This window comes from Nocardia sp. NPDC088792 (assembly GCF_044750615.1).
In the GTDB taxonomy this organism is placed as follows: Bacteria; Actinomycetota; Actinomycetes; order Mycobacteriales; family Mycobacteriaceae; genus Nocardia.
The window spans coordinates 653,554-675,345 of sequence record NZ_JBIVKC010000003.1 but is presented as its reverse complement, the minus strand read 5'-3'; the positions used below and the strand labels follow the sequence as shown (position 1 = coordinate 675,345).

Genomic DNA, 21,792 nt, shown 5'->3' with positions numbered 1-21,792 from the left:
CTACGAGCCAACCGGCCGTGCCTCCGCGCCGCACTCGGTATCGACGCGACCCGCTGACCGATTCCTGCACGGGCAGAGGTGCTTTCATCGATTGTCTGCATATCGCGGGCAAGCCGAGGAGAGACCGGCATTCTGCTCACGTGTCTGCTTTGCCGCCCACCGCCGAGGAGAACTCCTCGGTAGCGCGCGTTCCCGCCACCGCCGTCATCGTGTCCCTGCTGGTGTTCGACTTCGTCAACGGCATCATGCAGGGTGAAGTCACGCCGCTGCTGCCCGATATCCGGGCGCAATTGCAAACCGGCACTGCCGATCTGAACTGGATCGTGTCCGTTGAGCTGCTGGCCGCGGCCATCAGTGTTCCGGTCTTCGGGCGGCTCGGCGATCTGTACGGGCATCGCCGGATGCTCCGGATTGCGATTGTGGGGCTGGCCGTCGGCTCGATCCTCGTCACGGTCGCACCGAGCATGCCGATCATGCTGGCCGGACGGGTCCTGCAGGGCACCGAGTCGGCCCTCGCGGTGCTGGTCATCGCCCTGTGCCGGGATCTGCTGCCGGTGGAGCGATCTCGGACGGCGATCGCGTGGATCGCGGGGGCGCTGCCGGCCGGAATCCTCGTGGGTGCACTGCTCGTGGGCGGGCTGTCGAAGTCGGTGCATTCGGTGCACTGGGTGCTGGCGGTGCCCACCGTGCTTGCGGTGCTGTGTATTCCGCTGTCGTACACGCGGGTCCTGCCGTGGTCACCGCCGCGCGGGTCCGGCCGGATGGACTGGGTGGGCGCGGCCGGGCTCGCGGTGTCGATGGCAGCGGTCCTGCTGGGCGTCTCGGCGGCCGAACGGCACGGGTGGGGCTCGGGTCGCACCATCGTCCCGATTGTCCTGGGACTGCTGGCGCTTGCCGGGTGGGCGCTGTTCGAACGCCGGGTCCGGCAGCCGCTGGTGGACCTGACAGAACTGCTCGATCGCCGCATGCTGCCGGTGCTGGGCTGCACCTTTATTTTCGGCGTGTTCTACTTCGGCAATCAGGCCGCAGACGCCACCTTCCTGTCGTCGCATGCGCGAATCACCGGATACGGCTTCGGTTTCGACGCGATGGGCATCTCGCTGCTGAGCATCCCGCTGGTCGGCGCCGCCGTGCTCGCCGCCCTGCTGACCACGCGGGTCGCGGCTCGGCTCGGCGGGTTCCAGCGTGCGACGACCCTCGGGTTCGTGCTGGTCGGGGTCGGCTATGTGCTGGTTGCCGGCTATCACGGCGCGGTGTGGATCTTCGTAGTGAGCCACCTGATCGCCGGATTCGGCGGTGGGCTCGCGGTGGCGGCCATGCCGGTGCTGGTCGCCGAGGCCACCCGGCCCGAGCGGATCGGTGTGGCGATCGGGCTCTACACGAACTCCCGCGCCATCGGCGGAGCAGTCGGTGCGGCGGCCGCGGCGTCGGTGCTCAGTGCCATTCAGCTGCCGGGCATCGCGACAGCCCATGCGCGTCAACCGGTGCCGAGCGAACACGCCTACGTGGTGCTGTGGTCGATCATCGCCGTCATCACGTTTCTCGGTGCGGGTATCGCGGCTTCGACTCGCCGGACGGATTGAGCGGCGACGTCAGGTCGGGATGGCGCGGTCCGTCACGACCTGCTTCATGACGAGGGTCGAGTTCAGTCGCTGTACGCCGGGCAGCGCCGAGAGGGTGTTGTCCTCGAGGTCGGCATAGGCGACCAGGTCGCGGGTGCGGACTCGGACGAGATAGTCCGGGTCTCCGAAGAGTCGTTGCGCCTGCAGCACATTGGGGATCGCGGCGAGCGCCTGTTCGAAGGCGAGCAGGGTGTCCCGGTCTTCCTGTCGCATTGTCACGAATACCAGTGCCTCGAAGCTCAGCCCGACCGCCTCGGGATCGATGAGCGCCCGGTAGCCGCGGATCACCCCGGACTGTTCGAGTTCGTGCAGGCGGCGGTGGGTCGGCGACACGCTCAGCCCGATGCGGGACGCCAGCTCGGTGATGGTCACCCGGCCGTTCCGCTGCACCTCGGCAAGAATCTTCCGGTCGACGGCGTCCATCGGGAAGATCCTTCCACGCCGCCGGGTGCGCCGGGCAAAACATGGGAACCTCTTCGGGCGCTTCGGCAATAGCGTCGACAGCATCGTGGCCGGCGTCGGGAGGCACCCGTGAATCCGAATCTGCTGCTGGCCTTCTGGGGCCTGGCGTTCCTGCTGATCGTCGTGCCGGGACCGGATTGGGCGTTCGTCCTCGCGACCGGGACACGGGACCGGACGGTCGCACCCGCGGTGCTGGGCTTGATGATCGGATATCTCGGTCTGACCCTGCTGGTCGCCGTGGGGGTCGGCGCGGTGATCGGCTCGTCGGCCTTGTTCCTGACCGTTCTCACCGTTTCGGGCGGCGCCTACCTGCTGTGGCTCGGTGTTTCGATCCTGCGGAAACCCGGTGCCCTGCATACCGGTTCATCGGGTGCCGCAGGTTCTGCGGCCCGCCGCGTTCTCAGCGGCATCGGCGTGAGCGGGCTGAATCCCAAGGGCCTGCTGGTCTTCCTTGCGATGCTGCCGCAGTTCAGCGACAAGCGTGGAGCGTGGCCGCTGCCGATCCAGCTTGCCGCGCTCGGGCTGGTCTTCGTCGCCACCTGCGGTCTCTTCTATACCGTCATCGGTTTCGGAGCGCGCTATATCCTGGCCGTCAAACCGAGCGTGTCGCGCTGGATCTCACGGGTTTCCGGGATCGCGATGGTCATTGTGGGTCTGCTCTTGCTGCTCGAACGGCTCATCCAGCGGTAATGCCTCGAAGGGCATGACATTGCCCGCGAAATCCCGCGCACCGATCTCCGCTTCGATCGCGGCCACCAGGTCGCCGACCGCAGCCCAGGTCCGGGGCGGCTCACCGTCGAGATTGCCTATGGTCAGCCAGGTGTCGGTGGCGCGATAGCGCACCAACCCCCGACCCAGATCGTCGACGGTGACATCGAGCGCGCCGGACACCGTCCCTTCCTCCTCGGTCATGACGGCAGCCGCGGCGGTGAGCTCGACGATCTCGGCTATTTGAATCCTCCTCGACGGGCGCAGTCGCCCACGGCGGTGCGCAGTGCGGCCTGTTCGGCGGAATCGACGGTCAACGCGTACTTTACTTTGACCTGGACATATCGAGAGATATAGGCGCACCGGAAGTTGCCGGGCGGCAGATAGTTCGCCGGATCCTGATCACCCTTCGACCGGTTGGCGGTCGGATCGGAGACGACCAGGTTGATCGCGTCGTTGGCGATGCGGCGGCGGGTCTCGTCATCGAGGGCGGCGGCGCCCGAGCGCCAGGCTTCGGCCAGCGGGACAATATGATCCGCGTCCATACCCGAGGGGTCGGTCACCCATTTGTACGGCTTCAGCTCGCCGGTCTTGCGGTCGGCGACGCCGTATTGATCGCGCCAGCCGCCGCCGGTGCCGACCGTGAACTCGCAGGTTTTCGGGTCCAGGCGAACCGATCCGACGGCATCGCGCAGCAGCATCACCACGCGGGTGGTGCAGCGACTGTACTGGGCGAACTGGTCACCGAACCCGTGCACGGGCCGGTTGACGTCCCAATGCGGGAACTTGTCGCGGCTGTATCCGGTCATCGAGCCTTCCGCTCCGACAACCAGTTTGGGTAGTAGGGCGGTGACGTCCTGGGCGGGCACCGGATCCTTCGAATCGGGCTTTGCGGCATCCGGCGTCTGGGTGGCGGGCTTGCCGACCACGACCAGCGCGAGGACCGTCAATACCAGTAGCCCGGCAATTGCTATGGGCAGGATCAGTTTCCGTAGGCCTGATGGCTTCTTCTGCAACATATTCCGAACACAGTCGCAATCCGCGGCACGAAACGGCAAGTCGCACGGGAGGATTGGAGACGCGCATCACACTGTCGCTCAGATTTGATGCAGCCAGGCTATGAAAACCGCAATGCTGCCCAGGAATAGCAGCACCGCCAATGGGATCGGCCACCACGGTCCGGTGCGGCCGAGCAGTCGCTGCGTCAGCCGCAATTGCAGCACGCCGAGGCCGGCCACGAGAAACCACCACAGCGGCAGCAGCCCGACCCCGAGAACCGCGTGCACCGCCCAGGCTCCGGCCAAAGTCGGCCCACCCCAGGAAGATTGGTACTCGTGCGCCGCGACGACCGGATACAGCACACCCCGAACTGCCGCCGAGGCCGCCAGAAACACCGCGAACCAGGCAATCAGCCCCACGGCCGCGGCCAGCGTCGAATGCGCCGCGGCACGCCCGGCACCCGGCTCCCGCAATTCGAAACGACTCCGGAACACCCGTCGGGTCACCCGGGCCCGAACCCCCGTCGGCGCGAGGGCATCCGGCAGCCCGAGCAAGGCGTAATACCCTGCTCGCGACACCTTCTGGCCCCAGCCCATGCCACACCGTAGCCCGGCGCCCCGTCCGCTCCCGGCAACCCCGCCGAGTGGGCGCGCAGGCGAACGACACGCCGTGATCGCTCTCCCGGGAAAGCCGCCGCTATCGGCTCGGGAGCGAGCGCGGGAGCCCGAACCACGGGAACGTGCTGCTTTCGAATCGGGTCATGGCGCTGATCCGGTCGCCGGTGAGGGTGATGACGAGGAAACCCGTGCCGTGGCGAACGCCGTCGGGGCCGTGCAGATACAGCCCGAACGCCGGCTGCCCGTTGGCGCGCGTCGGGACGAGATCCACCCGGCGGCCCGCGTCGAACAGCGTGCCGCAGAAGCGGGCGACGACCTCGCGGCCCTGGTATTCGAAGGGCATCGGCGGCATCGAGAGGAAGACGTCGTCGGTCAGCAGGGCCACCAGCGCGTCGATGTCCGCGGATTGGTATGCGCGGATGAACTTCTCGACGATCGCCTCCTCGGCGGGCGAGCCCGGCGCCGGAGCTTCGCCTGCGGCCGCCGGAAGCCGGCGTTGCAGCCCGGCGCGTGCTCGTTTGAGGACGCTGTTGACCGATTCGACGGTCGAATCCAGCATCTCGGCGACCTCGCGCGCGCGGAACCCGAGCACGTCGCGTAGCAGCAGGACGGCGATGTGGCGGGCGGGCAGGACCTGCAGGGCCGTCATGAACGCCAGGGACATGGCTTCGGTCTGCTCATAGCGGGCTTCGGGACCCAAAGGCGCGTCGGCGCCTTCGAGCAAGGCATCGGGAAACGGCTCGAGCCAGGTGATCTCGCCCAGCCGGGTCGGCTCGGGCGCTTCGACGTCGGACAAGGTCCACTCCTTGGCCGGGCGGCGGCTCGCGGCGCGACGCGCGTTGAGGCAACGGTTGGTGGCGACCCGGTAGAGCCAGGTGCGCAGTGAGGCGCGGCCGTCGAACCCGTCCAGGCCCTGCCACGCGGCCAGCAGCGCGTCCTGCAGTGCGTCCTCGCCGTCCTGAAACGAGCCGAGCATCCGGTAGCAGTGCACCTGCAGCTCCCACCGGTACGGCTCGGTCAGCGTGCGGAAGGCCTCGCCGTCCCCGCCGCGGGCTCGCGCCATCAGATCGCCGGTCATCACCGTCGCGTCACCTCTTCCGCATCGTGCGTACGTCCACCGTGTACGGACACCGGCCGGAGGCAGAACTGGGCGGCCCGCGCGCGCCCAGTTTCCCGGTGCCGCGGTTTCTACCTCAGTGATAGTCCGATATCAGTATCGAAGGAGAACCGACATGGGAAGAATCGTGGTCAGCGCGAACGTCTCGATCGACGGAGTCATCCAGGATCCGGCCGGGGACGAGGGATTGGTGCCCGGCGGCTGGTTCGATTTCGGCGAGGATCGTGAAAGATGATGTGGTCGAGGCGGTTTCGAAATTGAGGCAGAACCTGGATGGCGAGATCGTCGCCTACGCCAGTGCCGGGCTGGTACCCACCTTGCTGGCGAACGACCTCGTCGACGAGATTCGGCTGCTCGTCTTTCCGCTGGTGATCGGGGCGGGTACGCGGCTCTTCGGCGATACGGGCGGCCCGAAACCGCTTCGCCGCCATGCCATCCGCGCCGTCGGCGACGCCCTCACGCTGCTCACCTACCGGTTCGCCTGAAACGCCCGGACAGACAACAGCGCCCGCCGCAACCGCGGCGGGCGCCGAATCACGGTCCGGTCAGGCGTTGTTCAGCTTGTTGAGGCGGTCGCACGCCTCCAGGTATTCGGCGATGAGGCGCTGCACGACATCGGCGGAACGCTCGACCTTGTTCATTAGGCCGACGACCTGGCCGACCGGGTTGAAGTTCACGTCCTTGGCGGCCTCGGGGTAGCGGTGACCGCGCTTGACGCCGTCCAGGGCGACCATCATCTGCAGCGGCATGGGCAGCGGGTCGGGGGTATCGGTGCGCTCCCAGGCCTCGGTCCAGTCGTTCTTGAGCATGCGGCAGGGCTTGCCGGTCCAGGACCGCGAGCGCACGGTGTCGAGGCTGGAGGCGTCGATGTAGGTCTGCATCTGGGCGGGCGGCACATTCGCCTCCTCGACCGTCAGCCACAGCGAGCCGGTCCAGGCGCCGGCCGCGCCCATGGCCAGCGCGGCGGCCACCTGACGGCCATTGCCGATACCGCCCGCGGCGAGCGCCGGCATATCGCCGATCGCATCGATGACCTGCGGCCACAGCACGAGTGAGGAGATCTCGCCGCAGTGCCCGCCGCCTTCGGTGCCCTGCATGACCACGAAGTCCAGGCCCGCCCGCTTGTGGTTGAGGGCATGCTTGACCGAACCGCACAGCGCGCCGATGAGGCGGCCGGAATCCTGGATCTGCTTGATCACGTCATCGGGCGGGGTGCCCAGCGCATTGGCGACCAGCTTGGCCTTGGGGTGCTTCAGGATCACGTCGATCTGCGGGGCGACCGTGGTGGCGGTCCAGCCCAGCAGCTGGTTGTGGTGCTCCTCGGCGGGCAGGTGGGGGACACCGTGGTCGTTGAGGAGCTTTTCCGCGAAATCGCGGTGGCCCTGCGGAACCAGTTCCGCCAGTTTGGTTTCCAGCTCTTCGGGGGTGAGGCCGTCGACGCCCTTGCCCTCGTACTTGGAGGGGATGACCAGGTCCACGCCGTAGACGCCCTGCACATGCTCGTCCAGCCACTCCAGCTCCACCTCGAGCTGCTCGGGGGTGAACCCGACCGCGCCGAGCACGCCCAGCCCGCCGGCATTGCTGACCGCCGCGGCCACATCGCGGCAGTGGGTGAAGGCGAAGATGGGGACATCGATGCCCAGGCGATCGCAGATCTCGGTACGCATGGTGTGGTGGGCTCCTCTAACTTTCCGGCACTGGAATGTCGCTCTCACCACACTAGAACATGTTCTACATTCGGACTAGTCCGTCGACGACTACTGGCCGGTCAATGTCAACAACATGTTCTACTTATCGGACTCGGCCAGCAGACCGTCCGCGAGCAGGTCATCGAACAGCAGCTGATCCACCGGCGGTACGTGCGGGCGATCGGCGTAGGTGAACCAGGCGATCTCCTCGATCTCGCTGCTGGGGGCGAGCTCGCCGGAGTAGTCGGCGGTGTAGCAGGCCATGCGCACGATGGCGTCGGGGATCAGCGCCTCGTAGGTACCGACATGCGAAACCGTCTCCGGCAGTAGGGAAACCGTAAGTTCTTCCTCGATCTCCCGGACGAGCGTCTGCAGATCCGTCTCGGCGCCTTCGCGTTTGCCGCCCGGAATATAGAAGACATCCTTGCCGGCCGGGCGGGCGCAGAGGATCCGGCCGTCCTCGATCCGCACCCAGGCCACCGTGTCGATCAGCCGCTGCTCTCGTTCGGTCCGCATGCGCGCAGCCTAGCCGCAGGGGTCCGGCGCGATCCTCAGCCGACGGCGCGGGCCACCAGCATGGCCACGGCGCGATCGACTCGATCGGTGTCGCCGGTGATCCACCAATCCTGGATCAGGCCACGGACTCCGGAGACCATCAAGGTCGCCGACGCCTCGGGGTCGGGCAGCGTCGGATCGATGCGGGCCAGCGCCCGGGCCAGCGCCGTCACCACCACTTCCACCGCTTCCCGCGCGTATGCCTTGAACGGGCTCCCCGGGACCGTCGCGATACCCAGTACCTGAAACAGCACGCGCAGACTCGTTCCGGCCCGGCCGGAGGTGTTCAGCACGACCGAGTGACCGAGCCGCGAGCGGAGGGTTTCCGCATCGTCTATGCCCTCGAAAAGTGCCGCGATATCTGGTCGTTGGGTCTCGAGGGCGGCGATGAGCATGGCCTCCTTGGTGCCGAAGTAGTGGATGAGCATGCGCGAACTGGTGCCCAGATATTCGGCGAGTGGTCGCAGGGACAGTTCCATGAGGCCGTGCTCGGCGATGTAGGTGATGACACCGGCGAGCAGTTCGGCGCGGCGGGCGTGATCGAGAGGACGGGGCACGGGTTGACTGTAGCGGGTGGTACAGGTATCCATATCGGCATGGCTGTAACAACTGGTACAGAAACTCGGCGGTCCGTAGTGGTCACCGCCATGGCGGCCACCACCTGCCTGGGCGCCGACCTCGACACGACCTGGGATCGCCTGCTGGCCGGGGACAGTGGAATCGGGCCGCTCACCGACGATTTCGTGAGCGAGAACGACCTGCCGGTGCGCATCGGCGGGCGACTGGTGTCCCAGCCCGCCGAACAACTCACCCGGATCGAACAGCGGCGGATGTCCTTCGTGCAGCAGCTCGCACTCGTGCTCGGGCGCAAGGTCTGGCGGGACGCGGGAACCCCCGATGTGGAAGCCGAACGCCTGGCCGTGGCGGTGGGCACCGGACTCGGCGGCGCGGAAGCACTGATGCACGCGGTGGACGTGATGCGAGCGGGCGGGTACCGCAAGGTACCGCCGATGACCGTACCCATGGTGATGCCGAACGGCTCGGCAGCCACCATCGGACTCGACGTCGGCGCGAAAGGCGGCGTGTACGCACCGGTTTCGGCCTGCGCCTCCGGCTCCGAAGCCATCGCGCACGGCTGGCGGCTCATCGCTACCGGCGAGGCCGATATGGTCGTCGCGGGCGGCGTCGAAGGTCATATCGACGCGGTACCCATCGCCAGCTTCGCCATGATGCGCGCCATGAGCACCCGCAACGATGAACCCGAGCGCGCCTCACGGCCTTTCGACCGGGATCGCGACGGGTTCGTGTTCGGCGAGGCCGGCGCCATGCTGGTGCTCGAATCGGAAGAGCATGCGCGGGCGCGCGGCGCGCACATCTACGGCCGGGTGCTGGGCGCGGGCATCACCTCGGACGGATACCACATCACCGGCACCGCCCCCGATGGCGACGGCGCGGCGCGCGCCATGCGTAAAGCCATTGCCACCGCGGGTCTTTCGGGAGCGGACATCGAACATGTCAATGCGCACGCCACCGGAACGCAGATCGGCGACGCCTCCGAGGCGAAGGCGATCATGGCCGTCTGCCCGGATGCCTCTGTGTACGCACCGAAGTCGGCGCTCGGCCATTCCATCGGAGCCGTCGGCGCGCTGGAGGCGATCCTGACCCTGCGCACCCTCAGCGCGCAGATCGTGCCTCCCACCTTGAATTTCGAGCACGGCGACCCCGATACGGAACTGGATGTGGTGGCCGACAAGCCACGTCACCAGCATCCGGACTACGCGCTGAGCAACTCGTTCGGATTCGGCGGCCACAATGTGACCGTCGCCCTCGGCCGGGCCTAACCGCGGCGTTCATCGCACGCGTTCGAGCTTGCTCCAACCGGTCCATCCGCGCTGCCGCAACAGCTCGATCAGGCGTCGAGCGGGCGGCGCGGCGGCGAATACCAAGGCATCCAGCAACTCCACGAAGGGCGCCTCGATATCGGCGTCGTCGATGTAGTCCTCGCCCTGCTCGTCGGCGACCTGCGTGATGTAGTCGGCCAACCGGTCCGCCACCTCGAGCAGTCGCGGGTCGTCCTCCGTCCGGTCCAGAGCCTGGCCGAGGGTGAGATAGAAGTCGAGGAACCGGGGGTCGGCGATCTGTTCCCGCTTGCGTGCCATCCATTCGGAGACCCGCTCGGGTGAGTGCGCCGCCAGCGGAATCCACCCCTCGCCTTCGACGCGGACGATCCGCTCGTCGACCCCGAGGGCGCGCAGCCGGTCGAGGAACTCGACCACCTCCGGCGGCAAGGCCAGATTGTCGCCGGCGGCGAGTCGTGCGATCCGCTCGCGATGTCGCTGCCGCTCCCGGATTTCGGCCCGCAACCGCTGGTCGACCTCCGCGATCGCCGTGGCGAACTCCTGCTCGCCGGCCCGCAACAGTTCTCGCACGCGCACCAGCCGCACCCCGGCCTGGGCGAGGGTCCGGATCTTGATCAGCTCGACCACCGCGCCGGCGTCGTATCTCCGATAGCCCGACCGATCCCGTTCCGGTTCCGGCAGCAGCCCTTTCGCGTGATAGTGCCGCACCGCGCGCACCGTCACCCCGGCATACGCCGCCAGCTCGCCGATGGTCAGCATCAAGCCGGTCTTCCGGAACTCCGGTCCGTCAGCGAAACATGCTGAATCACTGGATGTTTCACGCTGCGGATGATGCGGGCGACTTCCGGTGCGTGGGTGGAGACCAGTCGATGGTCGGCATCGACCCAGGTGGTGACGATGTGCGGATGCTCGCGAACGAGCCGCTCGATCCCCGCACGCCAGTTCCGATCACGCCACTCTGCACGCTCATCACCACCTCCACTCGCCATCGCGGCAGACATGATCATGCTGATCGGACAGTCGATCTCGCGGTACCGATCGAGGATTCGGGACCGCACCGCATCCACTTCGATATTCAGGTCGAGGATCTGCTGCGCACCGAGCAGCACCTGACGTACGGTGCCTTCGGCCGCTTCGTTCCATACCGCGAGGGACTCCCACATCGCGCGGAACTCCGGCAGGTCTGCCTCGGTGAGAAACGGTTCCGGTACGGGATTCGCCCCGTCGATGAGCACCAGCTCGGCGACGCTGTCCGGATGTTCGGCCGCATAGTGCACGGCCAGGTCCGCGCCCAATGAGTAGCCCACGAGCACCGGCGGTGAAAGCAGTTCGAGGCGTGGCAGATCCGCCATCACGGCGATGAGATCGCCGAGAAACGCGTCGAAGGTGTAGCGCTCGGCGGCCGAGCTGAGCCCATGACCGCGCAGGTCGAAGGTCAGCACATCGTGGTCGCGGCGCAGCAGCACGATCAGTTCGTGCAGATCGGCCTGGCTCGAACTCAGTCCGGGGCACAAGATCAGCGGTCGCCCCCGGCCACCGCGGGACACCGGGATGGTGACACCGTCGTGGTGGACCTCGAACCGAGTCGTTGTCGTAGTCATGCCTGCCATGCTCCGAGGTTGACGCTGCGTCAGGTCAAGCCGGAACGAAACGCCGTGCGTATCAAGGGAGTTTGTCGGTCTGCACGCGGGGGTCGAGTTTGCGGAGGGTGTCGGGGCGGTCGGTGAGGCAGGGCCAGTCGCGGCTCACCGCCTCGATGGTGGCATGACCGGCGGGGATCAAAGCGTCCGCGTCGGGGCGGTCGGCCAGGGCCGCACCCAGCTGATCACTGGCGGGCCGATCCAGCGGCTGGATAACCGTATTCGGAAGATCCAGCAGCACCGAGAGGATGTCGAGGCGGCCCACCGGAATCAGGGCGCGGGCCGCGGCCAGGGCGGTGGCGGGGACGACGATGGTGTGGCCGGCATCCGCAGTCGCCCACACAACCGATTGCACGTATGCCACGCGGTGGGCCCAGGCGGTCAGCGCGGCTGTATCGAAGACGACGCCACCCAGCGTCGCGCCGGCGAGGGTCATGCCGCGCCGGCGTGGTCGCCGGGCGCCTCCTCATCGGATAAGGGTGGCAAGCCTTGCACGGCTCGGGCGCGGTTGATGAGGTCCAGTGGCGGGCGGCCACCGAACACGGTCTCGAGCCGGGCCAGCGATTCGGCTCTGTTCACGCGGACGCGCACGGATTCGGCGACGAACGCCGAGACGGACTCGATGCGGCCACTGTCGCGCCAATCATCGAGGGTGGCGGCGATCTCCTCCGGCATCGTCACGGTTATCTTGCGGGTGCGACGCTGTCGAGCCATACCGGGATACTAACCCGTACATACCCGAAACGCCGAGGTGACCGCGCGGCGATCTCCACCGGGCCGCTCACGACGCGGTATCGATCCTGGCACGCAGACCTTCCGCGAAGGTGTGCGCCGCCGCCAGATCCGCGGCATTCGGCCGGCCCGTCCGGACACCGCCGAAAATCGAGAACGGATCTCACCGGGCGCACTCGGACATCCCGGAGGTCACGTCGAGGATTCGGATTCGGGTGATCCGAAACCTGCCGGTCGCGGGGTTGGCGGGGTTCGATACCTTTGATTTGTGCCCGCCTGCGAGCGGGCCTGCCGTGTTTGCCGACCCAGAGGACAGTTGTAGATGGATCAGAGTTCGATCGCGTGGGCCGACGGTGTGCTGGTCACCATCGATCAGCGCGCGTTGCCGCACGAACTGCGGGAGCTGCGGATCACGACGGTCGACGAGGTCATCGATGCCATCAAGACATTGGCCGTACGGGGCGCGCCGGCGATCGGCGTGTCGGGAGCGTTCGGTGTGGTGATCGCGGCGCGGGCAGCGACCGTCGACGGTGTGCTGGATACCGCGCAGGTCGAGACCGAGGCCGCGCGGATCGCGGCGGCCCGGCCTACTGCGGTGAATCTGGCGTGGGGTGTGCAGCGGACGCTGGGGAAGCTGTCCGAGGGTGTGCAGGCCATGGAGGACGAGGCGCTGGAACTGCTGGCCGAGGACGGCCGCGTGAATCTGGCGGCCGCCACGCATACCGCGGATCTGCTGCAGCAGTTGTGCGGTGACCGGCCGCTGCGGCTGCTCACGCATTGCAATACCGGGCGGTTGGCGACTACCGCATGGGGGACCGCCATCGGCGCTATTCGGGTGTTGCATCAGCGTGGCAAGGTCGCCGAGGTGATCGTGGACGAGACCCGGCCGCTGCTGCAGGGCGCCCGGCTGACCGCGTGGGAGATGGCGGAAGCCGGTGTGCCGCACCGGCTCACCATCGATTCGGCCGCGGCCTGGGCGATGGGCACGGAGCAGGTGGACGCGGTCATCGTGGGCGCGGACCGCATCACCGCCGATGGTTCGGTCGCCAACAAGATCGGCACCTACATGCTGGCGATTGCGGCCAAGCATCATGGAATACCGTTCATCGTGGTCGCGCCCGAGTCGACCCGCGATATCACCACCGCGCGGGGCGGGGACATCGTCGTCGAACAGCGGGCCGCCGCCGAAGTCACCGGATTCGGTGGTGTGGCAACGGCTCCCGAGGGGACGCAGACCTTCAATCCGGCCTTCGATGTGACCCCGCCCGAGCTGGTCACCGCGGTCGTCACCGAGTTCGGTGTGCTGCGCGATCCGGCCGTGGCCCGGTCGGCGGCCGAGAGCACCGATGCGGTTGCCGCTGATACGGCATCGGCGGGTGCGGAGATCGCGGCCATTGCGCGCGGACTGTACGCGAACGGCTGGATGCCCGGCACTGCCGGCAATATCTCGGTGCGGCAGGGCGATGCGGCCGTGATCACAGCCAGCGGCCTGTCCAAGGGTGAGCTCGGCGCGCGGGACATGGTCACGGTGGCCGTGGCGGATTCCCGGCCCGTGCGCGAGGATTCGCGCCGGCCCTCGGCGGAGACCACGATCCACACCGCCGTGTACCGCACGCGGGGCGCGCAGGCCGTGGTGCACGTGCATCCGCCGCATTCCACCGCGCTGTCGATCCGTGAGTTCGAAGGCGGCGTGCACACCACGCGTTTCGCGGGCTACGAGCTGATCAAGGGCTTGGGCGGGGAGCGCCCGGATGTGATCGACATTCCGGTGTTCCCGAACCATGCCGACGTGCCGCAGATCGGCGTCGATATCGAGAAGTACCTGGTCGAGCATCCGGATGCGCCGCCCGTGCTGTTCATCGCGGGCCACGGGATCACCGCATGGGGTGCGAATCTGGCGCAGGCGCGGGATCGCGCCGAATGCCTCGAGGCCATGTGCGAATTGACGACTCTGACCGGGCGGCGTGAAATTCCGTTGGGCGACAACTAGATCCGAGGAGGATCCTTCCGATGACCTTGCTGCAGATCATGTCCGACCGCGACGCCGCCGACGTCAAGCTGCGCACCAGCGATGACGCGGTGATCGCCGCCGAACTGAACAAGCGCGGCATCACCTTCGAGCGGTGGCCGCTGCTGGCGGGCCTGTCCGGTGACACCAGCACCGAGGACCTGCTGGCCGAGTACCAGTCGCGCATCGGTGAACTCAATGGCGACGGCCGCTACAAGTTCATCGACGTGGCCCGTATCCACCCGTCCGACGACGATCCGGAGTGGCCCGCCAAGGCCGTGGCCGCGCGCACCAAGTTCCTCGACGAGCACCGCCACGCGGAGGACGAGGTCCGTTTCTTCGCGCACGGCCAGGGCTGCTTCTACCTGCACCTGGGTGATGAGGTGCTGGCCACGGTGTGCACCGCGGGCGATCTGGTGTCGGTGCCCGCGGGCACCCTGCACTGGTTCGACATGGGCACCCGCCCCGAATTCGTCGCCGTCCGCTTCTTCGAGGAGGAGGACGGCTGGATCGGCGACTTCACCGGCGACAAGATCTCCGGCGGCTTCCCGACCCTCGACGAGCTGACCGCGGCATGATCAAAGCTGTCGTCCTCGACATCGAGGGCACCACCAGCCCGACCAGTTCCGTCCGCGAGGACCTCTACGGCTACACCCGCGACCGCCTCCCCGGCTGGCTGACCGAAAACCAGGACGGCCCAGCCGATCCCATCATCGAGGCCACCCGCGCCCAGGCCGGCGAGCCCGAAGCCGACGCCGCCCGCGTAGCCGAGATCCTCATCAACTGGCTCAACACCGACGTGAAATCCGAACCCCTCAAGGCGGCCCAAGGCATCATCTGCGCCGAGGGCTTCCGCAACGGCGCCCTCCACGGCGAATTCTTCCCCGACGTCCCGCCGGTCCTCCGCGCCTGGCGAGACGCCGGCCTGGAGCTCTACATCTACTCCTCGGGTTCGGTCCGCAACCAAAAGGATTGGTTCGCCTTCGCCCGCGACGGCGACCTCTCCCCACTGATCAGCGGCCACTTCGACCTCTCCACGGCAGGCCCCAAACGCGAGCCCTCCTCCTACGAGAAGATCGCCGGCGCCATCGGCGTCCCCGCCGACAACATCCTCTTCCTCTCCGACCACCCCGACGAAGTAGACGCAGCCGTAGCCGCAGGCTGGCACGCCCTCGGCGTCACCCGCCCCGGCGAGCCCAACACCCCCCGCCCCCCACACCGCTGGATCAGCGACTTCGCAGACGCCGAACCGAACTAGCCCCTCCGCTACGGAAGGACTCGCGATGCCGCACAGCGCGGCCCTCCCGAGTCCTTCCGTGTCTCCCCGGCGTCGGCACGCTGCGCGCCGATTAGATTGCCATTCAACGCAATATTGCAGGCACCGCCACCGCTCCGGCATAGCCCGGGGTCAAGGCCGCATGTCGACCACATCAACTGGTTGCCCGTGATAAAGCTTCGGCTCGTACGTGAACACAATGGCACTCACCGCACGCGCTTCGTGCACGACGGCTGCGGTCTCCACACCGATGAGTGTCGGTTCGGTAGCGGCCGAACCGATGTCGAGCGCGCTCTCGCCCAACGTCAGCACAGTCAGCGGGCTTTCGGGGTCGTTGAGCAGGAATGACAGCTCCCGCGCATCGTGGCCGAGTTCGGCGGCGGCCGCGGTTACCGACAGAGCGGTGGTCAGCACCAGCCGGCCATCGAGCACGGCGTCGAGGACGATGGTCTGCGCGCGGCGGGTGAGGTCGCGTTCGTAGGCGGTGAGGGTAGTGCTGTCGAGAAGGATGATTCCGGCAGCAGCACTCACGCAGTCTCTCCTCTACGCAGCTGGTCGGCGCGCGCGAGCACAGCACGGGCTTCCACCTGGTTCTTGGCGAATTCGGGCGACTCAGGGTCGATACCTAGGCGGCGCATGGCGCGTTCAGCAAACTCGTCACGGTGTTCGTAGGCGTGGCGCGCACCCGGCAGGTCGGTGTCGAGGGCGGCGCGTAGACGGCTGAGCGCGTATTGGTTCTGTGACATCCCCGCCTGTGCGGCAGCGCGCTGCAGCAGGTACTTGTCCGTTTCGCTGAGCCCACGCAGCGGGAAGTTCGATGATGTCATGACGTCATCTTACGTGAGCTTCCGAGTCAGCGGCCAGATACCGATGCAACAGAGCCGGACAGCAATAGAACGGCACAGACCGAACCATGCGACCGCGTGGTGCGATTAGTTTGGCAAATACCTCACGTAATAAGGAGTGAAACGTTCCTGCGGCGAAGGGCGCTCTGGATGACTGTGGAAGAGCTTCGGGAACAGACCTTTGCTGAGCGGGCTCGGCTGGTGGAGGTGCTGGGTGGGCTGACGGGTGAGCAGTGGCATGCCGACTCGCTGTGTGCGGGGTGGCGGGTGGCTGAGGTCGTCGCGCACATTACGTTGCAGTACCGGACCGGGGCGGCGGCGTTTTTTGCCGGGTTTGCGCGGGCCGGGTTTTCGTTCGATCGGTATGCGGATCGGGCTGCTCGGCGGGATGCGGGGAGGTTCAGTGAAGGGGAGTTGCTGCAATCGCTTGCCGATAATGTTCGGACACCGTGGAATCCGCCGGGAGGTGGGCCTGCGGGTGCGTTGAGCCATGATGTGGTTCATGGGCTGGATATCACCGAGCCGCTCGGGCTCGCGTCGGCTCCGGCGGAGCGGATCGCGCTGGTGCTGGCCAATTCCACTCCTAAGAACCTGGCCTTCTTCGGCGCCGATTTCTCGGGGATCGAGTTCCGGGCGGAGGATGCGGATGTGCGGGTCGGGTCCGGGCGGGTGGTGACGTTGCCTGCGAAGGACATCCTGTTGATCGTCACGGGTCGTAAGCCGGTTCCGCGGGGGTGATCGGGACACGTGGAGCGGGAGTCGTTGGCGCTCAGGGGGAAAGCGCATAGTCTGCGATCGTGAATCGATTCGCGGGCCTCGGTCTTGCCCTGCTCACCTGCTCTATCGGCGGTCTCGCGGCGCCGGCGCATGCCGATGCGCCGGCGCCGTTGTTGTCGCCGGGGCCCAATGTCTACAGCGGTTACGGTGCTGTGGCACCGTCGTTCTCCGTGCTCAGCGCGCATTGGACGCAGCCTTCCGTCAACTGCCCGTCCTCGTTGGAGGGGGCCATCGGGGGACTGTCGAACACCGTGCAGACCGGGTCGTCGATCTTGAAGATTCCGGGGATGGCGGCGCAACCGGATGGGGTGATCGGGACGACGTTCGTTCCCCATGTGGCCACCTGGATCGGGATGGTCGGCATGAATGGCCCTACGGACCGCACCCTTATCCAGACCGGCACCGTCACGGTTTGCCAGGATGGCGTCGCGCATCCGATGGGGTTCTTCGAGACTCCGTCCTTCGATAATCAAGCGGGGGAACCGGATCTGGATGCGAATGTTCCGGACACGATGTGGGGCACCCCGGCCACCGACCCCGGTGACGCGATCGAGGCGACCGTGACCTGGGACGGCAGCTCGTCCTACCGGTTGATCGTCGCGAACACCACGAAGGGGTGGAAGTACGGTGCGACCTTCCACAGTTCGGTGGTCCCGACCGGTGCGCTGACCGTCCTGGAATCGATTCCGTACAACGTCCCCGGGTACAGCCCGGTGACTTTTACCGATGTGACCGCTGATGGAAAGCCGTTCGGCGCGTATGAGACCCACACGTTCAATATCGAGGGTCCGAACATCGCGCCGGGCGCGCTGAACGACAAGTCGTTCACTGTCCCGTCGCCCTGATCCCGCAAAGACGATTCGGGCCCGTTCCCTCGTGGGGAGCGGGCCCGAATTCGGCTGGGGGAGTGGGTGATCAGCCCACTGCGGCCGCGCCTGCCGCGCGCTCGATGAGGTATTCCACCAGGGTCATGAGCACGTTCTTGGATGATCCGCGATCTCGCGCATCGCAGAGCAGGACCGGAATGCGCTCGTCCAGGTCGAGTGCGTCGCGCACTTCGGACGGGGTGTAGAGGGGTGCGCCTTCGAAGCAGTTGACCGCCACCGTGAAGGCGACATTGCGGCGTTCGAAGAAGTCGATGGCCGCGAACGAGCCGTCGAGCCGCCGGGTATCGGCGAGTACGACCGCGCCCAGCGCACCACGCGCCAATTCGTCCCACAGGAACCAGAATCGGTCCTGTCCGGGTGTACCGAACAGGTAGAGGACCAGGTTCCGGTCGATGGTGATGCGTCCGAAGTCGAGGGCGACCGTGGTGGTGGTCTTGCCTTCCACGCCGCGTAGATCGTCCACGCCCGCGGAGAGTTCGGTGATGAGTTCTTCGGTGCGCAGCGGAGTGATCTCACTGATCGCCGACACCATGGTCGTCTTGCCGACACCGAAGCCGCCCGCGATGAGAATTTTCACCGAGGCGGCCATGTGCTGGGTATCAAAGTTTTCGGATGCCATCGAGTACCGCTCGCAAAATGTTGAGGTCACTGGGCGCCGCCTCGGGCGAGGCCGGTGCCCGGAACTTGAGGATATTGTCGGAGATCAGGTCGCCGACAAGGATTTTCGTGACGGCCAATGGCAGTCGCATGGCGGCCGAAACCTCCGCCACGGACAGCGGCAACCGGCACAACCGCACGATGTCGGCGTACTCCGGTTCGACACGTCGCAGCGGCGGGGCCATATTCGGCACCACCACCACTGTGAGCATGTCCAGATCGTGTCCCGCTCCCATGGTCCGGCCGCCGGTCCGTGCGTAGGGACGCACGAGCGGGCCTGCGGCATCGTCGAACCACTGCTGTTCCCCCGGCCGCGGCATCATGACAATCGGGGGTTGACCTGTCCGGCCAGGTGATGGCGCGGGGTGGTGGACAGGTAGGTGCCGACACGTTGCACGGTCAGGTTCATCTCGTAGGCGACCATGCCGAGATTGGCCTGTTCATTGGCTTGCAGGGCGAGGCAGGCGTGACTTCCGGCGGCGGTCACGAAGAGTACTGCGCGTTCGAGTTCGATGACCGCCTGGCGTACGCCGCCGCCGTCGAAACGGCTGCCCGCACTGCGCGCCAGCCCGTAGAGCGTGGAGGACATGGCGCCGAAGTGTTCGGCGTCCTCCCGGCTCATGCCCGAGGATCGACCCAGCAGCAGTCCGTCGGTGGAGTGCACCACCGCATGACGAACACCCGCGAGCCGGTCGACCAGATCGTCGAGTAGCCAGTTGAGATCACCAGCGTTTGAGGTGGTCACCGTCGCCTTCCTGTCTGTCCGAGAATGCCTGTGACTCAGGCGCGAACGAACCGGGTTCGGCTCGGCGGCCCTGCCTGGTTCCGTTTTCGATGGCGGAGAAAAGGTCTCGGGCCTGCTCGGCCGAGCGGGTGGGCTGGTCCGACGATTCGGTGACCGTCTGGTCCTGCGCCAATTCCGGTGCGAGACTTGCCTGCCGGCGCCTACGCGGGAGCGCGGGCCGGGCGTCGGAGCCAGTGTAATGGGCTCTCCCGAATTCGCGAGGCCGGAAGCCGTTTTCCGAGGCCGGCGGCGCCGGTGGTTCCTGGCGGGCGGGGAAAACCGGTTCCGGACGCGAGTGGCGCGGCTCGGTGGGCGGTTCGTAGGGCGGTAGCGGCTGCGACTGGAACGAGGGCAGCAGGGGCTGCGACTGGAAGGACGGCGGCAGCTGCTCGGCCGGTTGTTCGTTGTGGTGCACGGCAATCCCGGTCGAGGTGTCGAACCTGGAGGTCGGTGGATGGTAGGTGGGCAGGGGGGCTTGCAGTTCCGGCAGGGCGGGGCTCGGCTCGAGCTCCGGCATCCGGTCCAGTTGTCGTGTCACCACCGGCATTTCGCCGGTGCGGCCCGCGGGGACCATGAGGCCCGAGGGCACCAGGACGATGGCGCGCACGCCGCCGTAATCGGATTCGGCCAGTCGCACCGAGATGCCGTTCCGCACCGCCAGCTGGGCGACCACGAACATGCCCAGGCGGGAGTCCTCGGACAGCGTGCTGACGCCGAAGTCCGGTGGGTTGCGCAGCATGTCGTTGATGCGGGCGAGTTCGGCCTCGGGCATGCCCATGCCCTGGTCGATGATCTCGATGGCGACGCCCTTGCCGACCACATTGCCGCGCACCTCGACCTGCGACTGCGGGGGCGAGAAGTGGGCGGCATTGTCGACGAGTTCGGCGACGAGGTGCACGAGGTCGGCGACGGCGCTGCCGGCGACGGCCATCTCGGGTAGCCGGGCGATCTTGACGCGCGTGTAGTCCAGGGCCTCACCGACACCCGAGCGCACGACCTCGACCAGCTGCACGGGATTGCGCCACTGCCGGCCGGGCTGACCGCCGGCGAGAATGATCAGGTTCTCGGCGTTGCGGCGTTCGCGGGTGGCGAGGTGGTCGAGCCGGAAGAAGATCTCCAGCAGCGCCGGATCCTCCTGCTTGGACTCGGCCTCGTCGAGCACCTCGAGCTGGCGGTGCACCACGACCTGGCTGCGGTGGGCGATATTGAGGAAGACTGCCTTGACGCCTTCCCGAGTGCGGGCCTCGGTGATGGCGGCGGTCACGGCGGCGGCGTGGGCGTGCGTGAAAGCCTTTGCCACCTGGCCGATTTCGTCGGTGCCGAAGTCGAGCACGGCGGCCTCGGTCTCGGGGTCGACCGGCTGGCCCTCGCGCAGTTTCGTCATCATCGCGGGCAGACTCTCGTCGGCGAGGATGAGGGTCTGGTCACGGAGGCGCTTGAGGCGGCGGATGATCCGGTTCGCCAGTACCAGCGAGACCAGGAAGGCGCCGATGGCGACGACGAGCATGCCGCCGCCGGCGAGCGCGGAGTTGCGGGCATTGTCGTCGGCCACGTTACGGGCGGTGGCCAGCGAGTCCTTGCTCTTCGTGTCCCACAGGTCGAGGAGCGCGTCGTTGACCTTGGTGACCGTGTCGGTCCATTCCTGCGGCGTGAAGGTCAGTGGCGCAACGGTTGCCGTGGTTCCGGCTTTCGGCGGCGCCTGGGTGATCGGATCCAGCGCGCGGGCCATCAGCGTGTTCTCCATGCCGATGAGCTTCAGCCAGTCCGCGTTCTTGACCAGCGCCTGCGCCGCGGCGTCGCCATTGTCGGCGCCGGCCATATTGCCCATATTGACGCGGTAGGCGCCGATCACCCGGGTGAACTCGACCGCCAGGTCCGGCGGCAGGGTGCCGCCGTTGATCAGTACCTCGGCCAGAGCCGCGGCGCGGGAGAGCATTTCGGAGGCGGACACCAGCAGCAGGGTGTCGGCGGTCTGCATGGCGATGTCGGGGTTGGGCGCGGTGGTCTCCACGGCGCGGGTGCCGACGGAGATGAGGTCGAGCAGGTGACCGTAGAAGTTGTAGGCATCCGAGACGGGCAGCGCGTTGCCGTCGACCTGGGTGCGCACCGCGGCCAGCGACTTGCTCAGGGTGAGGAAGCCGCCGACGTCGCCGGTGACGCCCTGCGGGCCCAGATCGTTCATCTGCTGGGTGGTCGACGCCATGCCGCGCAGGGCGGCATCGAGGCGCAAACGGGCCTGCGCCAGGCCCTTCGGGTTCGGGTCGTCCCCGGCCAGCTGGTCCATGGTGAGCTGGCGTTCCTGCTGGGTCGCGCTCACCAACTCCTTGGAGAGCGGTGTGGCGGCGGTGAGCGCATTCGCCCAATCTCGTGCGTGTGTGCCCTCCACCACCAGGTATCCCGCGCCACCCACACCGATCACGAGCAGTGCGAGGCTCGGGACGAGTGCGATGGCAAGAACACGGGTCCGGACCCCGAGCCTCGCTCTGAACATCGGCACAATGTAACGGGTTCACAACCAATTTGCCGAACGGATCCCATTGGGCGGTCCCGGATTTGACG

Annotated in this window: 27 protein-coding genes; 9 read left to right on the top strand and 18 right to left on the bottom strand. The window is 67.2% G+C overall.

Going from position 1 to position 21,792, the window contains the following annotated elements:
• Nucleotides 1-140: 140 nt before the first annotated feature.
• Nucleotides 141-1,583, top strand: coding sequence for an MFS transporter (locus tag ACIP5Y_RS20750; RefSeq protein WP_400351879.1), 1,443 nt, complete (start codon nucleotides 141-143; stop codon nucleotides 1,581-1,583).
• A 9-nt stretch (nucleotides 1,584-1,592) separates the two neighbouring features.
• On the opposite strand, the gene ACIP5Y_RS20745 is transcribed toward ACIP5Y_RS20750, so the two are convergent.
• A complete protein-coding gene (locus ACIP5Y_RS20745; protein WP_400351878.1) occupies nucleotides 1,593-2,045 on the bottom strand; it encodes an Lrp/AsnC family transcriptional regulator in 453 nt (150 codons plus the stop codon).
• A 108-nt stretch (nucleotides 2,046-2,153) separates the two neighbouring features.
• Here ACIP5Y_RS20745 and ACIP5Y_RS20740 point away from each other — a divergent pair, with 108 nt between their 5' ends.
• Nucleotides 2,154-2,774: a LysE family translocator gene (locus ACIP5Y_RS20740; RefSeq protein ID WP_400351877.1), complete on the top strand. Its 621-nt coding sequence runs from the start codon at nucleotides 2,154-2,156 to the stop codon at nucleotides 2,772-2,774.
• Here ACIP5Y_RS20740 and ACIP5Y_RS20735 read toward each other — a convergent pair.
• The 4 genes from ACIP5Y_RS20735 to ACIP5Y_RS20720 form a co-directional block, all read right to left on the bottom strand.
• Complete coding sequence (locus ACIP5Y_RS20735) at nucleotides 2,703-2,996, bottom strand: hypothetical protein (RefSeq protein WP_400351876.1); 294 nt, start codon at nucleotides 2,994-2,996, stop codon at nucleotides 2,703-2,705. The two genes, ACIP5Y_RS20740 and ACIP5Y_RS20735, sit on opposite strands and share 72 nt — an antisense overlap.
• 35 nt (nucleotides 2,997-3,031) lie before the next feature.
• Nucleotides 3,032-3,811 carry an HNH endonuclease family protein gene (locus ACIP5Y_RS20730; protein ID WP_400351875.1) on the bottom strand — a complete coding sequence of 260 codons (780 nt, stop codon included), beginning with the start codon at nucleotides 3,809-3,811 and terminating at the stop codon, nucleotides 3,032-3,034.
• 78 nt (nucleotides 3,812-3,889) lie between these two features.
• The gene (locus ACIP5Y_RS20725; RefSeq protein ID WP_400351874.1) at nucleotides 3,890-4,387 is read right to left on the bottom strand and encodes a hypothetical protein; all 498 of its coding nucleotides are present in this window, start codon (nucleotides 4,385-4,387) and stop codon (nucleotides 3,890-3,892) included.
• 100 nt (nucleotides 4,388-4,487) lie between these two features.
• The gene (locus tag ACIP5Y_RS20720; RefSeq protein ID WP_400351873.1) at nucleotides 4,488-5,486 is read right to left on the bottom strand and encodes a sigma-70 family RNA polymerase sigma factor; all 999 of its coding nucleotides are present in this window, start codon (nucleotides 5,484-5,486) and stop codon (nucleotides 4,488-4,490) included.
• Between the two features lie 275 nt (nucleotides 5,487-5,761).
• On the opposite strand from ACIP5Y_RS20720, the gene ACIP5Y_RS20715 reads away from it, so the two are divergent.
• Complete coding sequence (locus ACIP5Y_RS20715) at nucleotides 5,762-6,010, top strand: dihydrofolate reductase family protein (protein ID WP_400351872.1); 249 nt, start codon at nucleotides 5,762-5,764, stop codon at nucleotides 6,008-6,010.
• 60 nt (nucleotides 6,011-6,070) lie between these two features.
• Here ACIP5Y_RS20715 and ACIP5Y_RS20710 read toward each other — a convergent pair whose 3' ends face one another.
• The 3 genes from ACIP5Y_RS20710 to ACIP5Y_RS20700 form a co-directional block, all read right to left on the bottom strand.
• Nucleotides 6,071-7,192: an NAD(P)H-dependent flavin oxidoreductase gene (locus tag ACIP5Y_RS20710; protein ID WP_400351871.1), complete on the bottom strand. Its 1,122-nt coding sequence runs from the start codon at nucleotides 7,190-7,192 to the stop codon at nucleotides 6,071-6,073.
• Between the two features lie 120 nt (nucleotides 7,193-7,312).
• Nucleotides 7,313-7,729: an NUDIX domain-containing protein gene (locus ACIP5Y_RS20705; RefSeq protein ID WP_400351870.1), complete on the bottom strand. Its 417-nt coding sequence runs from the start codon at nucleotides 7,727-7,729 to the stop codon at nucleotides 7,313-7,315.
• Nucleotides 7,730-7,764: 35 nt separating this feature from the next.
• The gene (locus ACIP5Y_RS20700; protein ID WP_400351869.1) at nucleotides 7,765-8,325 is read right to left on the bottom strand and encodes a TetR/AcrR family transcriptional regulator; all 561 of its coding nucleotides are present in this window, start codon (nucleotides 8,323-8,325) and stop codon (nucleotides 7,765-7,767) included.
• Nucleotides 8,326-8,364: 39 nt separating this feature from the next.
• Here ACIP5Y_RS20700 and ACIP5Y_RS20695 point away from each other — a divergent pair, with 39 nt between their 5' ends.
• Nucleotides 8,365-9,609, top strand: coding sequence for a KasA/KasB family beta-ketoacyl-ACP synthase (locus ACIP5Y_RS20695; protein WP_400351868.1), 1,245 nt, complete (start codon nucleotides 8,365-8,367; stop codon nucleotides 9,607-9,609).
• Nucleotides 9,610-9,618: 9 nt separating this feature from the next.
• Here ACIP5Y_RS20695 and ACIP5Y_RS20690 read toward each other — a convergent pair whose 3' ends face one another.
• The 4 genes from ACIP5Y_RS20690 to ACIP5Y_RS20675 form a co-directional block, all read right to left on the bottom strand.
• Nucleotides 9,619-10,386 (bottom strand): MerR family transcriptional regulator, encoded by a 768-nt coding sequence (locus ACIP5Y_RS20690; protein ID WP_400351867.1) that lies wholly within the window; start codon nucleotides 10,384-10,386, stop codon nucleotides 9,619-9,621.
• Entirely contained in the window at nucleotides 10,386-11,228 is an 843-nt protein-coding gene (locus ACIP5Y_RS20685; protein ID WP_400351866.1) for an alpha/beta fold hydrolase, read from the bottom strand. The genes ACIP5Y_RS20690 and ACIP5Y_RS20685 overlap by 1 nt, the downstream gene beginning before the upstream one ends.
• A 61-nt stretch (nucleotides 11,229-11,289) precedes the next feature.
• The gene (locus tag ACIP5Y_RS20680; protein ID WP_397009707.1) at nucleotides 11,290-11,703 is read right to left on the bottom strand and encodes a hypothetical protein; all 414 of its coding nucleotides are present in this window, start codon (nucleotides 11,701-11,703) and stop codon (nucleotides 11,290-11,292) included.
• A complete protein-coding gene (locus tag ACIP5Y_RS20675) occupies nucleotides 11,700-11,981 on the bottom strand; it encodes a hypothetical protein (protein ID WP_397009705.1) in 282 nt (93 codons plus the stop codon). Before ACIP5Y_RS20675 ends, ACIP5Y_RS20680 begins: the two co-directional genes overlap by 4 nt.
• A 340-nt stretch (nucleotides 11,982-12,321) precedes the next feature.
• On the opposite strand from ACIP5Y_RS20675, the gene mtnA reads away from it, so the two are divergent.
• The 3 genes from mtnA to mtnC are packed head-to-tail and all read left to right on the top strand — an operon-like array spanning nucleotide 12,322 to nucleotide 15,265.
• Complete coding sequence (gene mtnA, locus ACIP5Y_RS20670; RefSeq protein ID WP_400351865.1) at nucleotides 12,322-13,989, top strand: S-methyl-5-thioribose-1-phosphate isomerase; 1,668 nt, start codon at nucleotides 12,322-12,324, stop codon at nucleotides 13,987-13,989.
• A 20-nt stretch (nucleotides 13,990-14,009) separates the two neighbouring features.
• The gene (locus tag ACIP5Y_RS20665) at nucleotides 14,010-14,585 is read left to right on the top strand and encodes a 1,2-dihydroxy-3-keto-5-methylthiopentene dioxygenase (RefSeq protein ID WP_400351864.1); all 576 of its coding nucleotides are present in this window, start codon (nucleotides 14,010-14,012) and stop codon (nucleotides 14,583-14,585) included.
• Complete coding sequence (gene mtnC / locus ACIP5Y_RS20660) at nucleotides 14,582-15,265, top strand: acireductone synthase (RefSeq protein ID WP_400351863.1); 684 nt, start codon at nucleotides 14,582-14,584, stop codon at nucleotides 15,263-15,265. The genes ACIP5Y_RS20665 and mtnC overlap by 4 nt, the downstream gene beginning before the upstream one ends.
• 150 nt (nucleotides 15,266-15,415) lie before the next feature.
• On the opposite strand, the gene ACIP5Y_RS20655 is transcribed toward mtnC, so the two are convergent.
• Both ACIP5Y_RS20655 and ACIP5Y_RS20650 read right to left on the bottom strand, forming a co-directional pair.
• Nucleotides 15,416-15,814, bottom strand: coding sequence for a hypothetical protein (locus tag ACIP5Y_RS20655; protein ID WP_400351862.1), 399 nt, complete (start codon nucleotides 15,812-15,814; stop codon nucleotides 15,416-15,418).
• Nucleotides 15,811-16,110 (bottom strand): hypothetical protein, encoded by a 300-nt coding sequence (locus ACIP5Y_RS20650; RefSeq protein WP_400351861.1) that lies wholly within the window; start codon nucleotides 16,108-16,110, stop codon nucleotides 15,811-15,813. Before ACIP5Y_RS20650 ends, ACIP5Y_RS20655 begins: the two co-directional genes overlap by 4 nt.
• A gap of 168 nt (nucleotides 16,111-16,278) precedes the next feature.
• Here ACIP5Y_RS20650 and ACIP5Y_RS20645 point away from each other — a divergent pair, with 168 nt between their 5' ends.
• Nucleotides 16,279-16,866, top strand: a complete 588-nt coding sequence (locus ACIP5Y_RS20645) for a maleylpyruvate isomerase family mycothiol-dependent enzyme (RefSeq protein ID WP_400353829.1) — start codon at nucleotides 16,279-16,281, stop codon at nucleotides 16,864-16,866.
• Between the two features lie 59 nt (nucleotides 16,867-16,925).
• On the top strand, nucleotides 16,926-17,750 hold the full coding sequence (locus tag ACIP5Y_RS20640; RefSeq protein ID WP_400351860.1) for a G1 family glutamic endopeptidase: 825 nt from the start codon (nucleotides 16,926-16,928) through the stop codon (nucleotides 17,748-17,750).
• Nucleotides 17,751-17,820: 70 nt separating this feature from the next.
• Here the strand turns inward: ACIP5Y_RS20640 and ACIP5Y_RS20635 are convergent, their stop codons facing one another.
• The 4 genes from ACIP5Y_RS20635 to ACIP5Y_RS20620 are packed head-to-tail and all read right to left on the bottom strand — an operon-like array spanning nucleotide 17,821 to nucleotide 21,724.
• Nucleotides 17,821-18,411, bottom strand: a complete 591-nt coding sequence (locus tag ACIP5Y_RS20635) for a GTP-binding protein (protein ID WP_400351859.1) — start codon at nucleotides 18,409-18,411, stop codon at nucleotides 17,821-17,823.
• Nucleotides 18,392-18,769: a DUF742 domain-containing protein gene (locus ACIP5Y_RS20630; protein ID WP_400353827.1), complete on the bottom strand. Its 378-nt coding sequence runs from the start codon at nucleotides 18,767-18,769 to the stop codon at nucleotides 18,392-18,394. Before ACIP5Y_RS20630 ends, ACIP5Y_RS20635 begins: the two co-directional genes overlap by 20 nt.
• The gene (locus tag ACIP5Y_RS20625) at nucleotides 18,769-19,194 is read right to left on the bottom strand and encodes a roadblock/LC7 domain-containing protein (RefSeq protein ID WP_397009675.1); all 426 of its coding nucleotides are present in this window, start codon (nucleotides 19,192-19,194) and stop codon (nucleotides 18,769-18,771) included. The genes ACIP5Y_RS20630 and ACIP5Y_RS20625 overlap by 1 nt, the downstream gene beginning before the upstream one ends.
• Complete coding sequence (locus ACIP5Y_RS20620; protein ID WP_400351858.1) at nucleotides 19,172-21,724, bottom strand: nitrate- and nitrite sensing domain-containing protein; 2,553 nt, start codon at nucleotides 21,722-21,724, stop codon at nucleotides 19,172-19,174. The genes ACIP5Y_RS20625 and ACIP5Y_RS20620 overlap by 23 nt, the downstream gene beginning before the upstream one ends.
• Between the last annotated feature and the right edge of the window lie 68 nt (nucleotides 21,725-21,792).

Excerpts from the sequence above, each read along its gene's own strand:
- ACIP5Y_RS20675 (WP_397009705.1), bottom strand. The coding sequence starts at position 11,981 with ATGGCTCGACAGCGTCGCACCCGCAAGATAACCGTGACGATGCCGGAG.
- mtnA (WP_400351865.1), top strand. The coding sequence starts at position 12,322 with ATGGATCAGAGTTCGATCGCGTGGGCCGACGGTGTGCTGGTCACCATC.
- mtnC (WP_400351863.1), top strand. The coding sequence starts at position 14,582 with ATGATCAAAGCTGTCGTCCTCGACATCGAGGGCACCACCAGCCCGACC.
- ACIP5Y_RS20725 (WP_400351874.1), bottom strand. The coding sequence starts at position 4,387 with ATGGGCTGGGGCCAGAAGGTGTCGCGAGCAGGGTATTACGCCTTGCTC.
- ACIP5Y_RS20710 (WP_400351871.1), bottom strand. The coding sequence starts at position 7,192 with ATGCGTACCGAGATCTGCGATCGCCTGGGCATCGATGTCCCCATCTTC.
- ACIP5Y_RS20690 (WP_400351867.1), bottom strand. The coding sequence starts at position 10,386 with ATGCTGACCATCGGCGAGCTGGCGGCGTATGCCGGGGTGACGGTGCGC.
- ACIP5Y_RS20630 (WP_400353827.1), bottom strand. The coding sequence starts at position 18,769 with ATGCCGCGGCCGGGGGAACAGCAGTGGTTCGACGATGCCGCAGGCCCG.
- ACIP5Y_RS20695 (WP_400351868.1), top strand. The coding sequence starts at position 8,365 with ATGGCTGTAACAACTGGTACAGAAACTCGGCGGTCCGTAGTGGTCACC.
- ACIP5Y_RS20705 (WP_400351870.1), bottom strand. The coding sequence starts at position 7,729 with ATGCGGACCGAACGAGAGCAGCGGCTGATCGACACGGTGGCCTGGGTG.
- ACIP5Y_RS20635 (WP_400351859.1), bottom strand. The coding sequence starts at position 18,411 with ATGGCATCCGAAAACTTTGATACCCAGCACATGGCCGCCTCGGTGAAA.
- ACIP5Y_RS20735 (WP_400351876.1), bottom strand. The coding sequence starts at position 2,996 with ATGACCGAGGAGGAAGGGACGGTGTCCGGCGCGCTCGATGTCACCGTC.
- ACIP5Y_RS20680 (WP_397009707.1), bottom strand. The coding sequence starts at position 11,703 with ATGACCCTCGCCGGCGCGACGCTGGGTGGCGTCGTCTTCGATACAGCC.
- ACIP5Y_RS20620 (WP_400351858.1), bottom strand. The coding sequence starts at position 21,724 with ATGTTCAGAGCGAGGCTCGGGGTCCGGACCCGTGTTCTTGCCATCGCA.
- ACIP5Y_RS20730 (WP_400351875.1), bottom strand. The coding sequence starts at position 3,811 with ATGTTGCAGAAGAAGCCATCAGGCCTACGGAAACTGATCCTGCCCATA.
- ACIP5Y_RS20645 (WP_400353829.1), top strand. The coding sequence starts at position 16,279 with ATGACTGTGGAAGAGCTTCGGGAACAGACCTTTGCTGAGCGGGCTCGG.
- ACIP5Y_RS20665 (WP_400351864.1), top strand. The coding sequence starts at position 14,010 with ATGACCTTGCTGCAGATCATGTCCGACCGCGACGCCGCCGACGTCAAG.
- ACIP5Y_RS20650 (WP_400351861.1), bottom strand. The coding sequence starts at position 16,110 with ATGACATCATCGAACTTCCCGCTGCGTGGGCTCAGCGAAACGGACAAG.
- ACIP5Y_RS20720 (WP_400351873.1), bottom strand. The coding sequence starts at position 5,486 with ATGACCGGCGATCTGATGGCGCGAGCCCGCGGCGGGGACGGCGAGGCC.
- ACIP5Y_RS20685 (WP_400351866.1), bottom strand. The coding sequence starts at position 11,228 with ATGACTACGACAACGACTCGGTTCGAGGTCCACCACGACGGTGTCACC.
- ACIP5Y_RS20745 (WP_400351878.1), bottom strand. The coding sequence starts at position 2,045 with ATGGACGCCGTCGACCGGAAGATTCTTGCCGAGGTGCAGCGGAACGGC.